Consider the following 13,019-nt stretch of genomic DNA (forward strand, 5'->3'; position numbering starts at 1 on the left):
TACCTCGATGTTTGCGCCGGGCCAGGCCCGGCGACGAAAAGGGATGTCTTACAGGAAAGCAGGTCGCGCCGAGGCTCAGCCGATGATGGCGAGCACGTCGTCTTCGCGCAGGACCTTGTACTCGACGCCTTCGCTCTTGTACGAGCTGCCGGCGTACTGGCCGTAGATGACCTTGTCGCCAACCTTCAGCGACGGGGCGCGCACGGTGCCGTTGTCCAGGGCCTTGCCCGGGCCGACGGCGACGACTTCACCCTTGGTGGACTTTTCCTTGGCCGAATCCGGAATGACGATGCCACCGGCGGAGATTTCGTCGGCTTCGATCGGCTTGACCACAACGCGGTCGTGCAGCGGCTTGATGCTCATGAGAGACCTCTTAAGTTATTGATTGGTCTGAAAAAGTCTGGCGATGTTAGCACTCACCCCAGGTGACTGCCAGCATTGCTCGTGAAAAAGCCCGACAGGTCGGGAGCAGGACAGAGATGGAGCTGCCCCCGGGCCTTTCAAGCCCCGTGACGGAAAATTTTTCGACCGTGCGCTGCGGCGACGGACAGACGGGAGCCAGGGCCGGTTCCCGCAATTTTGGTGAACTGCGTCGCAGTGTCAGATATCTGACGTTCAGTTACGACAAAGTGTCACGCGTTCGGCCTTAGGCTCGCCCGGCATTCCCAATCACAAGGAGTAGTCGATGCGATTGCTGTCCCCGCTCGCCGCCGCCTGCCTGCTGGCGCTGGCCGCCGCGCCGGCCCAGGCCGAGGTCTTCATCAACGAACTGCACTACGACGACAGCACCCCGGCCGGTGACGTCGGCGAAGCCATCGAAGTGGTTGCCACCGCGGGCGAGGACCTGTCCGGCTACCGCCTGTACCTGTACAACGGCGCCAACGCCTCGGCGGCCGTGGTCTACGACAACAAGCCGGTGCCGGCCGGCACCGCCGCCGGTTGCGGCAGTGCCACCCTCGCGGTGGTTACCTACCCGACCAACGGCCTCCAGAACGGCCCCAACGACGGTATCGCCCTGGTCGACGCCAGCGGCAAGGTGGTCCAGTTCCTCAGCTACGAAGGCGCGATCACCGCCTCCGGTGGCCCCGCCGCCGGCATGACCAGCCAGAACATCCCGGTTGCCGAAACCAACAGCACCGCCCCGGGCACCTCGCTGCAGCTGACCGGCAGCGGCAGCCAGTACGCCCACTTCACCTGGGCCGAATCGGCCGGTGAGACGTTCGGCCGCTGCAACAACAACCAGACCTTCAACGGCGGTGGCGGTACCCCGGGCGGCCCGAACACGCCGCCGTCGGTCACCACCACCACCCCGGCGCAGGGCAGCAGCACCTTCCCGGCCGCAGCCGACCTGGAAGTGGTGTTCAGCGAGACGGTGACCCTGGCCAGCGGCGCCTTTGCCCTGAGCTGCGGCAAATCCGGCAGCGTGCCGCTGACCTGGCCGGGCAGCGGCAAGACCGTGAAGCTGTCGACCAACACCGCCCTGGTGGCCGGTGAGGCCTGCCGCTTCGACATCCGCGCCGCGCGCATCACCGACAACCAGGGCGCGCACCCGGCCGCTGACAGCCGCATCGCCTTCACCGTGGCCAGCACCACCGGCAACCCGGACCCGGGCAATCCGGACCCCGGCAATCCGGGCACCCCGGAGGGCTACTACTCCAAGGTGAACACCTCCAGCCCGAGCCAGCTGCGCTGCTCGCTGCACGAGACCATCAAGGGCCACACCGCCTACCCGTACAGCGGCTCGGGTACCAGCACCTGGACCATCCTGGAAATTGCCGACGAAGACCCGAACAACAGCGGCAAGATCCTCGATGCCTACCGCAACCACAGCTACACCAAGGTGAGCAGCCGTGCGGGCACGGGCAGCGGCCTGACCTACAACCGCGAGCACACCTGGCCGAACTCGCTGGGCTTTGCCAGCACCACCGGCGACAAGGGCCTGCCGTACGCCCCGTACACCGACACCCACATGCTGTACCTGACCGATGCGCAGTGGAATGCCGACCGCGGCAACAAGCCGTTCGGCAAGTGCGATGCCAACTGCGGCGAGCGCGCCACCGAGGCCAACAACGGCCAGGGCGGCGGCAGCGGCGGTTACCCGGGCAATTCCAACTGGGTGCGCACCCCCGACGGCAACACCGGCACCTTCGAGGTGTGGGGCAAGCGCAAGGGCGACATGGCGCGTGCGGTGATGTACATGGCCATCCGCTATGAGGGCGGCAAGGATGCGGCCACCGGCCAGTCCGAGCCGGACCTGGAACTGACCGACGACCGCAGCAAGATCGTCAAGACCAGCAGCTCGCCGGCCTACATGGGCCTGCTGTCGACCCTGATCGACTGGCACCTGTCCGACCCGCCGGATGCCGCCGAACGTGCGCGAAATGACGTGATCTACTCGTTCCAGGGCAACCGCAACCCGTTCATCGACCACCCCGAGTGGGCGACCCCCGCCCTGTTCACCTCGGCAAAACCGACCAGCTGCCAGCTGGCCAACTGACCGCGCAACGCAGCGGTCCATGCCGCCGCCGGGTCCTGACCCGGCGGCGGCCCTATACTCGGCGGTCATGTCGACCGTCGATCCCGTCCTGCTGCTGTTGACCACCTGCCCGGACCGGGCCAGTGCCGAGCGCATCGCGCACGCGCTGGTCAGCGAGCGCCTGGCTGCGTGTGTCACCCGCCTGGATGGCGCACAGTCGACCTACCGCTGGCAGGGCGACGTCATCACCGACGCCGAACTGCAGTTGCTGGTGAAGACCACGGCGAGCCGCGTCGATGACGCCATCGCCCGCATCGTCGAACTGCATCCGTATGAACTCCCGGAGTGCATCGCGGTCGAAACCCGGGCCGGCCTGCCGGCGTATCTGGACTGGATCCGGGCACAGACCCGGGAGGACACCGATTGATGAAGTTGTTTGCTCGTGGCGCCGCGCTGTGCGCCCTGCTCTGGCTGTCCCTGCCGGCCTTCGCGCTGGATGAGAAGGACCTGCTGCCGGTCGACCAGGCGTTCGCGCTGACCGCCAGTGCGCCCGAACGTGGCCAGATCCAACTGCAGTTCAAGATCGCCCCCGGCTATTACCTGTATCGCCACCGCACCAGCGTCAAGGCCGACCCGGCCTTCAATGCCGGCGCCCTGCAGATGCCGGCCGGCAACAAGCACCACGACGACTTCTTCGGCGAGGTGGAGACCTACCGCGAGCGCCTGCAGGCCACCCTGCCCGGCGCACCGACCGATGCGGCCGGCACCATCAGCCTGGAAGTGCGCTACCAGGGCTGCGCCGATGCCGGCGTGTGCTACCCGCCGCAGAAGCGCACCGTGCAGGTGACCCTGCCCGGCGCCGGCGGCAAGGCCGCGCTGCCCACCGCGCGCGCCACCGGCGTGAGCCCGTTCAACAACCCGCTGGCCGGTAGCGGCGGTGGCCTGCGCCTGCCGGGCGCCAGCAACACCCAGGCCCTGCCGCTGCCGTCGGAACAGGCATTCGGCTTCGATGCCATCGCCAGCGACGGCAACACCCTGCTGCTGCGCTTCACCCCCGCGCCGGGCTATTACCTGTACCGCGACCGCACCTCGCTGAAGCTGGAAGGCAGCACCGGCGTGCTGGCCGACAAGCCGCGCTGGCCGGCCGCGCAGTCGCACCGCGATGAGCACTTCGGCGATGTCTCGGTGTACTTCAACCAGGTGGAAGTGCCGCTGCCGCTGCGCCGCACCCGCACCGAGGCCGTGGACAGCACCCTGGTGGTGACCTTCCAGGGCTGCCAGACCGATGGCATCTGCTACCCGCCGATGACCCGCCGGGTGAAGCTGTCGATTCCGGCCGGCACGCTGACCGCCGCCGGCAACGGCACGGCCACTGCAGCGCCTGCCACGGCCAGCGACAGCCCGCGCGAGGAGGCCGATGGCACACCGCGGCGCCTGCTGCCGACCGTGCCCAACGATGCCACCGGCGCTGCCGTTGACAGCGCCGCGGGCGGTGATGCGTTCGCCGCCGATGCGCAGCAGGACAATGCCAGGCGCACCAAGCCGCCGGGCAGCGTGCCGAAGACCGACAGTTCACTGCTGTGGGTGCTGCTGCTGGCCCTGGGCGGTGGCCTGGTCCTGAACCTGATGCCCTGCGTGCTGCCGATCCTGTCGCTGAAGGTGCTGAGCCTGGCGCAGAGCGGTGAGAGCGCCGAGCGCGCCCGCAGCCATGCCATGTGGTACACGCTGGGCGTGCTGGTGGCCTTCGCCGTGATCGGCGCGCTGATGGTGGGCCTGCGCATGCTCGGCAACGCGGTGGGCATCGGCTTCCAGCTGCAGCACCCGGGCGTGGTGGCGGCGCTGGCCTACATCATGTTCGCCGTCGGCCTCAGCCTGTCCGGCGTGTTCACCATGGGCGGCGGCATCGGCAACCTGGGCCAGTCACTGGCCCGCCGCAGCGGCCCGGCCGGCGATTTCTTCACCGGCGTGCTGGCCTGCGTGGTCGGCAGCGCCTGCGTGGGTCCGTTCTTCGGCCCGGCCGTGGCCTACGCCTTCATGGCACCGCCGATCGCGGCGATGCTGGTGTTCCTGTTCCTCGGCCTGGGCCTGGCCCTGCCGTTCCTGCTGATCGGCTTCGTGCCGGCCCTGGCCCGCCGCCTGCCCAAGCCCGGCCCGTGGATGGAAACGCTGAAGCACGTGCTGGCCTTCCCGATGTATGCCGCCGCGCTGTGGCTGCTGTGGGTGCTGGGCAAGCAGCGCGGCGTGGACGGCATGGCGCTGGCCCTGGGTGGCCTGCTGCTGCTGACCGCCGGCCTGTGGCTGTTCGAGACCAGCCGCTGGCGCAGCAAGCGTGGCGCCAGCCTGCTGGGCGTGCTGCTGGCCCTGGCCGCGCTCACCCCGGTGTGGGGCGTGACCCAGCTGGCCCCGCCGGCGCGCGCCGCCCAGGCCGCCAGTGACAACGTGGTGGAGTATTCGCCGCAGATGCTGGACCGCCTGCGTGCGGACAACCGCGTGGTGTTCGTGAACATGACCGCCGACTGGTGCGTGAGCTGCAAGGCCAACGAACGCGCGGTGCTGTCGCGCCCGGAGTTCAAGGAACTGCTCAAGCGCACCAACGCGGTGTACATGCGCGGCGACTACACCAACGTGGACCCGCAGATCACTGCGTTCCTGGATGAGCACAAGGCCGTGGGCGTGCCGCTGTACGTGGTGTACGGCCCGGGCGCACCGCCGACCGTGCTGCCGACGCTGCTGACCCAGGCCCTGGTGGAAGAAGCGCTGCTGCGCACCGCCCGATGAACTGGCAACGGCCCGCACTGCTGTGGACAGCGGTGCTGGCCGCCGGCCTTGGCCTGTGGGCCGGGCATCGGTTGACGCCAGCGCCGGCGCCGGCTGCTTCGACGCCCGCTGATGTGAAGTCTCCCATTCCTGTCCTTCGCGCCGGCGATGCGTTGCCGGCACTGGTACTGCCCGGCGTGGACGGGCAAGCACTGGACATCCGCCAGCGTTTCCGCGGGCGACCGCTGCTGGTGAATGTCTGGGCCAGCTGGTGCGGGCCCTGCATCGAGGAAATGCCCGAGCTGGCGCGCTTCGCCGACGCGCAGGGCACGCACGGCGTGCAGGTGCTGGGCCTGGCACTGGATACGCCGGAGGGCGTGGCTGATTTCCTGCAGCGGGTGCCGGTGGGGTACCCGATCGTGCTGGACACCCCGGGCCCACGAGATGCCAGCGTGCAGCTGGGCAATACGCAGGGGCTGCTGCCGTACAGCGTGTTGTTTGATGCGCAGGGGCGGATGGTGAAGGCCAAGCTGGGGCCGTTCGAGCACGGTGAGATTGCAGGCTGGGTGGAGTGAGGGTGTTGTTGCAGGGCTTGCAGCCCTGCACCTGCTCAATGCAACGGCAACGTCAAAAGCCGAAGCGGGCTTTCCGTGGGATGGCGGGGCACTGTGGGTTTGCGGGGACGCCGTAAACCCATCCATGGGGGCTTGGTCGCCGCATCCATGCGGCTCACACCCCGCAAACCCCACAGTGCGCCGCCTCTGACAGATTCCCGCGACTGTTGGTGGGTGCCGACCGTTGGTCGGCACATCTGTCAGATATCGAATGAACTCATCCACGCATGGCGTGGATGAAATCTCTCAGATATCGAAATTCCGACCCCGTGCCGACCAACGGTCGGCACCCACCAAAGCAGAGCGTCGTTCCGACAGCTCGCAGAAACCTGTCGAAGGCGGGGTGGGTCCGGTTGAGGGGGTGTGAGCCGCATGGATGCGGCGACCGAGCTTACATGGACGTACTTGCAGCGTCCCCCTCAGCCGGACCCACCCCGCCAACCCACGGAAAGCCAGCTTTTGACGTTGACGTGGACGTGGCCTGAAGCGGGTGCAGGGCTGCAAGCCCTGCACTAAAACCCTCCTTGACCGCAGCCCGTCCGCGCCCGGAGAATTACGGATTAATTCTCATTTGCTGTTGCGCAGGATGCGGGCGGCAGCCTCAACGGCCTCTCTCCCCGATGTTCAAGAACGTCCTGTTCCAACTGCACTGGCTGCTGGGCATCACGGCCGGCACCCTTCTGGCCATCATGGGCCTCAGTGGCGCCACCCTGTCCTTCGAGGATGAGCTGCTCCGCGCGGCCAATCCCGGCTTCGCCGCCATCGCCGAGCACCACGCCGACGGCCAGCAGGCCCTCGCGTTGAGCGAACTGGTGCCGCTGCTGCAGGCCGGCAGCGATCGGCCGCTGCAGCGCCTGCGCGTGGATGCCACCGGCCAGCGCCCCTCGGTGGCGCGCTTCGCTGGCGGCAAGGACCACTGGGTCTATTTCAATCCCTACAACGGCGAACGCTTCAGCCACCTGCGTGGCCAGGCGTTCTTCGACTTCGTCGAAGACCTGCACCGGCACCTGGCCGCGGGCGAGCGCGGCAAGGTCGTGGTCGGCAGCTGCGCCATCGCGCTGCTGTTCTTCGCGCTGTCCGGCATCTACCTGCGCTGGCCACGGCGCTGGTGGCACTGGCGCAGCTGGCTGGCGGTGGAATGGAAACGCAGCGGCCGCGGCTTCCTGTGGAGCCTGCACTCGGTGGTCGGCACCTGGGTGCTGCTGATCTACCTGATGAGTGCGCTGACCGGCCTGTGGTGGTCGTTCGACTGGTACCGCAGCGCGGCCAACAGCGTGCTGGGCGTGCCTGCACCGGCCAAGCACAAGGTTGCCCCGGATGCGACCCTCGACCTGCAGCACGTGGAGGACACGCTGTACGCGCAGCCCGGCGTGCGCAGCGGCTACATCGACCTGCGCCTGCCGGAAAAGCCGGGCCAGGTGCTGAACGTGCGGGTGATGTCCGGTGACCCTGCCCTGCGCGGCGGCCACCACGACCGCGCGCACGACCTGCTGCAGCTGGACCCGGCCAGCGGCGCCCTGCTGGAAGCGCGCCCCTACGAACGCCAGGGCAGCGGCGGCAAGCTGGCCACCAGCATGTTCGCGCTGCATTCGGGCAGCTACTTCGGCCTGCCCGGCCGGGTGGTGGTGATGCTCAGCAGCCTGGCCATGAGCCTGTTCTTCATCACCGGCTGGATGCTGTACCTGGACCGCCGGCGCAGCCAGCGCGCGGCACGTGCACTGCGGCAGACCCTGCCCGCAGCGCAGGAAAGCGGCGGCGAAGGCACGCCGTGGCGGGTGATCCATGCCAGCCAGAGTGGCCTGGCCGAACAGCTGGCATGGCGCGCGGCGGCACAGCTGCAGGCCGCCGGCCACCCGGTGCAGGTGCTGCCGCTGGCGCGGGTGACCGCTGCGCTGCTGCAGGACAGCCCGCAGGCCCTGTTCGTGCTCAGCACCTTCGGCGATGGCGAGCCGCCGGACAGCGCGCGCCGTGCGGCACGCCTGCTGCTGGCCCAGAACGTGGATCTCTCCGGCCTGCGCCATGGCGTACTGGCGCTGGGTGATCGGCAGTACCCGCACTACTGCGCGTTCGGTGCACAGGTGGACGCGTGGCTGGCAGGCAACGGGGCACAGCCCCTGTTTCCGCGCATCGACGTGGATGCCGCCTCGGTGGTGGCCCTGCGCCAGTGGCAGCGCGAGCTGGGCGCACTGACCGGCATCGACACCGATGACAGCGTGCTGCCGCCGGCCACGCAGATGCACGACTGGCAGCTGCTGGCACGCGAAGCATTGAACCCGGGCAGCTTGGGCGGCGCGATCTGGAAGATCCGCCTGGCACCGCCTGCCGACACGACCTGGCAGGCCGGCGACATCCTGCACATCGCACCGCGCAACAGCGTGCAGCACACCACGACGGTGCTGGAAGCACGCGGGCTGGACCCGTTGCAGCCACTGCTGCTCGACGGTTGCACCCGCACGCTGCTGGACCTGGCAGGCGAGCGCGTGCTGCCCGACGAAGGCGCCGCGCTGCCGGTACAGGACGCTGCGCTGTGGCTGGCGGGCCTGCCGATGCTGCCTGGGCGCGAGTACTCCATCGCGTCGTGTGCCGCCGATGGTGCAGTGGAACTGGTGGTGCGCCTGGTGCACGACGCTGCGGGCCGCCCCGGCCTGGGCTCGGGCTGGCTGTCGCTGCACGCACCGCTGGGCAGCCGCATTGCCGCGCGCGTGCACCGCAACCCTGGCTTCCACCGCCAGGCCGGCACGCCGATGGTGCTGGTCGGCAACGGTACCGGCATTGCCGGCCTGCGCAGCCTGCTGCGCGAAGCCGCCCAGCATGGCGAACACGGCCATTGGCTGCTGTTCGGCGAGCGCCAGCGCGCGCACGACCAGTTGTTCGGCGAGGAGATCGCGCAGTGGCAGGCCGAGGGCCACGCGGCGCGCGTTGACCTGGCGTTCTCGCGTGATGCCGATGGTGGCGGCTACGTGCAGCACCAGCTGCAGGCCGCTACTGCGGAACTGCAGGCGTGGCTGGCGCGTGGGGCGGTGATCCACGTGTGTGGCTCGCTGCAGGGCATGGCCGAAGGTGTTGACCAGGTGCTGCGTGCGGCGCTGGGCGATGATGCGGTGGAGACGCTGCTGGAGAGCGGGCGCTACCGCCGCGACGTGTATTGATCCCCCTCTGGTAGTGCCGGGCGCTGGCCGGCATGACCATGGAAATGCCGGCCAGCGGCCGGCACTACCGAAACTCCATCACGCCGCCGCGCGCGGGCGTCGCTCCGGCTGCAAGCGGAACGCCGATACCGCTTCAGCCAAAGCCTGGACCTGCGTCTGCATGTGCGCGGTGGAGGCACCGGCTTCCTCCACCAGGCTGGCATTGCGCTGGGTGCTCGATTCCATCTGCACGATGGTCTGGTTCACCTGGGCGATGCCCGCGTGCTGGTCCTGCGATGCGCTGCGGATGGCGGTGAGCAGTTCCGCCAGCTGCTGCACGCTGCCGACGATCTCGCCCATGGTGGTGCCAGCCTGTTCGGCCTGCACATTGCCCTGGCCGACGCGGGCCACCGAGTCTTCAATCAGGCCCTTGATCTGCTTGGCGGCCTCGGCGCTGCGCTGGGCCAGCAACCGTACTTCGGAGGCCACCACGGCAAAACTGCGGCCCTGTTCGCCGGCACGCGCGGCTTCCACGGCGGCGTTCAGCGCCAGGATGTTGGTCTGGAACGCGATGCCGTCGATCAGTTGGGTGATGTCACCGATGCGACGCGAGGCTTCGCTGATGCCGTGCATGGTGGCCACCACCTGGCCCACGGCCTGGCCGCCTCGTGCGGCCACCGCCGCCGCGCCCTGCACCAGCGCATCGGCACGGCCGGCGGCATCGGCGTTGCGGCCGACGGTGTCGGTCAGCTCGTGCATCGACGCAGCCGTTTCTTCCAGGTTGGCCGCCTGCTGCTCGGTGCGCTGCGAGAGATCATGGTGGCCGGCGACGATCTCGCCCACGCCCACGTCCAGCCGCGAGGTGGCCTGCTGGATGCGGGTGACGATGCGGCCGAGCTGGCCGACGGTGGCATTGGCATCGTCGCGCATGCGCGCGAACACGCCCTGCAGGTCGCCTTCCATGCGCACGCTCAGGTCACCCCGGGCCAGTGCTGCCAGCAGCGCCTGCAGGTCGCCCAGGTTGGTTTCGAACGTGGCCAGCAGGTGGTTGATGCTGGTGGACAGCGTGCGCACGAAGCCCTGCTTGCCCTCCAGGGCGATGCGGCCGTGCAGTTCGCCGTGTGCGGCGGCGTCGACCAGCGCGGCCACTTCGGTTTCCAGCAGAGTTTCCAGCGCGCGGCTGCGCCATTCCACCGCCACGCCGAGGAAGTGATCCTCGTCGATGATGGCGTTGGCGATGAGCTGGTAGCGCACGCCGAGATGATTGATCTCGCGCTCCTCGCGACGGCGTACGCCCGCCAGGCTGGTCATCGCCGGGTGCAGGCGCACGGCATCGCTGCCAACCAGCGCGTCGGCCTGCATGCCCAGCTGTTGCAGCAGCGCGGGATTGGCATAGGCCACCTGCCCTTCCGCATCGATCACCATCAGCCCGGTCTGTGCGCTGTCCAGTGCCTGGCGCACGCGGGTGTTGCCGCGGGCCACCGCGCGTTCCTCCTCGATGCGCGCGCGCAGGCGCTGCTGCATGTCGATCAGGCGCTGCGCCAGCTGGCCGATCTCATCGTTGGCGTTGTGCACGCGCAGGGTGGTGTCCAGGCGATCGTCGGCGATGTCACTGGCAAAGCGCAGGGTGTCCTGGATCGGGCGGCGCACGGCGCGCAGCACCAGCACCAGGCTGGTGATCAGCACGCCGGCCACCAGGGCCAGCGTCGCGGCGAACAGCACGCTCAGGGTGCGTGCACCGGCCTGCTGGCGTGCCAGCGCCTGGGCCAGCGCCTGCACCTGTGCCTTCTGGAACGCGGCCAGTGCCGGCGCTACGCCGGCCGCAGCATCGAGCAGCGATTGTGCTTCCACATCCAGGCCGACGCGGGCGGCGGTGTAGCCCAGCAGCGCCGCCTGGTAGGCATCCATGTCGGTACGCAGGCGTTCCTGCGCCTCGGCCGGCAACCCGGCCAGGGCCAGGTCGAAGGGCAGCTTCTCCTCGCTGGCCCGGTCGGCGTGGGTGGAGTCGCCATCGAGCAGCAGCAGGGCCTCCTGCCGGCGCATCTTCTGCACGTGCAGCTCCAGTGCCGGACGCTGCAGCGCGGCCACGTTCGCCTGCAGTGCATCGGCGGCCTGCTGCAGCTGCGCGGCCAGGCCGGCATCGCCGCGGCCCATTTCATCCACGCGCTCGAACAGGGCGGCGATGCCCTGCGAGAAGCCGTCGACCGCCTCGGCCAGGGACTGCAGCGCCTTGCGGCGGCCCGCATCCATCGGCATCGCGCGCAGCGCCTGCAGGTCGTCCTTCAGTTCCTGCTGGGTGGCCAGCAGCTGGCTGCGGTCGGCATCATCGAAACTGCGCGCATACTGGGTCTGCAGGCGCCGCGCTTCGGCCACGCGGGTGGCCAGCGCCGCCGCCAGATCGCTGCCATGCTGGTAGCTGGCCTGGGTGCGGGCGGCCTGCCCGCTGGCGTGGCCGGTCCAGGCGTAGGCGCCGGCAATGGCGACCAGACCCAGGCCGCAGACCCACAGGGTGGCCTTCAGTTTGTCGGCCACGCTGAGCCGGTGCGGCTGCAGCCAGCGCAACAGGGCAGGAAACGCCGAGCGCAGCCCAACCAGGCGGGTGCGCAGGGACCGAAGGCGAACAACCGCGGTCGACATGACAGACTCCAGGCGAAAGGACGCACCTGTATCGGCCTGGATCAGAAAGACTTTAGGACTGTTTTCCGCATCGGGCCGCCGAGCCGGCGGTCGCGGTCTTTGTACCGGCCGCAGGCGACGGGGCGATGACATCGGCGCCCGCCCTTGACCTCAACCCCGGTTGCGGTTGCACAGTAGGTGCCCCTGCCCCGCCTGGTGCCGTCATGACCGCGCTCGACATCCCCCGTTACCTGCAGCGCCTGCAGTTGCAGACCGCGCCGCCGGCCACCCTGGCCGGGCTGACCCTGCTGCAGCAGTGCCACAACGCCCATGTGCCGTTCGAGACCCTGACCTGCCTGCTGCGCGACCCCGTGCCGATCGACCTGGACAGCGTGCAGCGCAAGCTGCTGGAGGCGCAGCGCGGGGGCTACTGCTTCGAGCTCAATGGCGTCTTCCTCGCGCTGCTGCAGTCGCTGGGCTTCGACGCCCACGCCTTGAGTGCGCGCGTGCTGCTGTCGGCCGGCGAGGGTGAACTGACGCCGCGCACGCACCTGTTGATCCGGGTGCGGCTGAACGGCGAGGACTGGCTGGTGGATACCGGCTTCGGCAGCCTGACCCCGACCGTACCGCTGCGCCTGCACGCTCATGAGGCGCAGGACACGCCGCATGAGCGCTACCGGCTGCAGCGGCTGGACGATGGCGATTTCCAGCTGGCGGCCAGCAGCGGCGAGGACTGGCGTCCGCTGTACCGCTTCGACCTGACGTCGCCCGCGGCGGCCGACAACGAGGTGGGCAACTGGTATGTGTGCACGCACCCGCAGTCGAGTTTCCCCGGGGAACTGCGTGCATCGCTGACCTGGCCGGAAGGACGCCGCACCGTTGGCAGCGGCCACTACACCGAGTACCGCCCGGGAAAGGCGCCGGAGAAGCGCGCACTGCGCGACGTGGCCGACGTGCGGCAGGTGCTGCAGGAAGGGTTTGGCATAAGGCTGCCGGAGGATGCGCGGCTGGACCCGGCCATTGCCGGGTGGCTGCAGCGGTGGCAGGCGACGGCCGTGTAGAGTCGAGATCCTATGTTCGCAGTCAAGCCTGCAGGAAGCGGGCTTGGCCCACCTTCAACAGGGCTGGATCGAAATCCTTGCCGCTCTTGAATACGCCCCACGCAATCCTGGCCAGCTTTCTGGCCAGAATGTTGAATACGGCTGTGCTTGAGTGTCCGCGCCCTGATAGATCGTCGTAAAGCGGTTGCCCGCCGCGGCAACGCTTGAGCCCCATAGCCGCCATGTACAGCATCTGGCGCAGTACGGGCGCGCCTTGTTTGGACAGTCGACGCCGCCCGGTTCTGCCGCCGGATTCGTTGGGCCGAGGGTCCAGGCCGGTGCAGGCTATCCATGCGTTGGCGTTGGCCAGCGGCCAGCGCGTCATGTA

Annotated in this window: 9 protein-coding genes; 6 read left to right on the forward strand and 3 right to left on the reverse strand. The window is 69.0% G+C overall.

What is annotated here, in order from left to right; translation table 11 throughout:
- Positions 1-75: 75 nt before the first annotated feature.
- Positions 76-363, reverse strand: coding sequence for a co-chaperone GroES (locus tag AC3WL7_RS05240; protein ID WP_079223700.1), 288 nt, complete (start codon positions 361-363; stop codon positions 76-78).
- Positions 364-685: 322 nt separating this feature from the next.
- Here AC3WL7_RS05240 and AC3WL7_RS05245 point away from each other — a divergent pair, with 322 nt between their 5' ends.
- The 5 genes from AC3WL7_RS05245 (at position 686) to AC3WL7_RS05265 (ending at position 8,996) form a co-directional block, all read left to right on the forward strand.
- The gene (locus AC3WL7_RS05245; protein ID WP_492749584.1) at positions 686-2,497 is read left to right on the forward strand and encodes an endonuclease; all 1,812 of its coding nucleotides are present in this window, start codon (positions 686-688) and stop codon (positions 2,495-2,497) included.
- Positions 2,498-2,564: 67 nt separating this feature from the next.
- Positions 2,565-2,903, forward strand: coding sequence for a divalent-cation tolerance protein CutA (cutA, locus tag AC3WL7_RS05250; protein ID WP_108747481.1), 339 nt, complete (start codon positions 2,565-2,567; stop codon positions 2,901-2,903).
- Positions 2,900-5,254 (forward strand): protein-disulfide reductase DsbD family protein, encoded by a 2,355-nt coding sequence (locus AC3WL7_RS05255; protein ID WP_492749585.1) that lies wholly within the window; start codon positions 2,900-2,902, stop codon positions 5,252-5,254. The genes cutA and AC3WL7_RS05255 overlap by 4 nt, the downstream gene beginning before the upstream one ends.
- The gene (locus AC3WL7_RS05260) at positions 5,251-5,808 is read left to right on the forward strand and encodes a TlpA family protein disulfide reductase (RefSeq protein WP_492749586.1); all 558 of its coding nucleotides are present in this window, start codon (positions 5,251-5,253) and stop codon (positions 5,806-5,808) included. Before AC3WL7_RS05255 ends, AC3WL7_RS05260 begins: the two co-directional genes overlap by 4 nt.
- 659 nt (positions 5,809-6,467) lie before the next feature.
- Positions 6,468-8,996 carry a PepSY domain-containing protein gene (locus AC3WL7_RS05265; protein WP_492749587.1) on the forward strand — a complete coding sequence of 843 codons (2,529 nt, stop codon included), beginning with the start codon at positions 6,468-6,470 and terminating at the stop codon, positions 8,994-8,996.
- A 78-nt stretch (positions 8,997-9,074) separates the two neighbouring features.
- On the opposite strand, the gene AC3WL7_RS05270 is transcribed toward AC3WL7_RS05265, so the two are convergent.
- Entirely contained in the window at positions 9,075-11,612 is a 2,538-nt protein-coding gene (locus AC3WL7_RS05270; RefSeq protein WP_492749588.1) for a methyl-accepting chemotaxis protein, read from the reverse strand.
- A 203-nt stretch (positions 11,613-11,815) separates the two neighbouring features.
- Between AC3WL7_RS05270 and AC3WL7_RS05275 the strand changes: the two genes are divergently transcribed.
- The gene (locus tag AC3WL7_RS05275) at positions 11,816-12,652 is read left to right on the forward strand and encodes an arylamine N-acetyltransferase family protein (RefSeq protein WP_492749589.1); all 837 of its coding nucleotides are present in this window, start codon (positions 11,816-11,818) and stop codon (positions 12,650-12,652) included.
- Between the two features lie 22 nt (positions 12,653-12,674).
- Here AC3WL7_RS05275 and AC3WL7_RS05280 read toward each other — a convergent pair.
- A partial coding sequence (locus AC3WL7_RS05280; RefSeq protein ID WP_492749590.1) for a transposase occupies positions 12,675-13,019 on the reverse strand: 345 nt, incomplete at its 5' end.

Source organism: Stenotrophomonas sp. FW305-3-2-15-E-LB1 (assembly GCF_058787375.1).

What these genes read in the sequence shown, in the direction of transcription:
- AC3WL7_RS05240 (WP_079223700.1), bottom strand. Translation starts at nt 363, where the DNA reads ATGAGCATCAAGCCGCTGCACGACCGCGTTGTGGTCAAGCCGATCGAA.
- AC3WL7_RS05245 (WP_492749584.1), top strand. Translation starts at nt 686, where the DNA reads ATGCGATTGCTGTCCCCGCTCGCCGCCGCCTGCCTGCTGGCGCTGGCC.
- cutA (WP_108747481.1), top strand. Translation starts at nt 2,565, where the DNA reads ATGTCGACCGTCGATCCCGTCCTGCTGCTGTTGACCACCTGCCCGGAC.
- AC3WL7_RS05260 (WP_492749586.1), top strand. Translation starts at nt 5,251, where the DNA reads ATGAACTGGCAACGGCCCGCACTGCTGTGGACAGCGGTGCTGGCCGCC.
- AC3WL7_RS05265 (WP_492749587.1), top strand. Translation starts at nt 6,468, where the DNA reads ATGTTCAAGAACGTCCTGTTCCAACTGCACTGGCTGCTGGGCATCACG.
- AC3WL7_RS05270 (WP_492749588.1), bottom strand. Translation starts at nt 11,612, where the DNA reads ATGTCGACCGCGGTTGTTCGCCTTCGGTCCCTGCGCACCCGCCTGGTT.
- AC3WL7_RS05275 (WP_492749589.1), top strand. Translation starts at nt 11,816, where the DNA reads ATGACCGCGCTCGACATCCCCCGTTACCTGCAGCGCCTGCAGTTGCAG.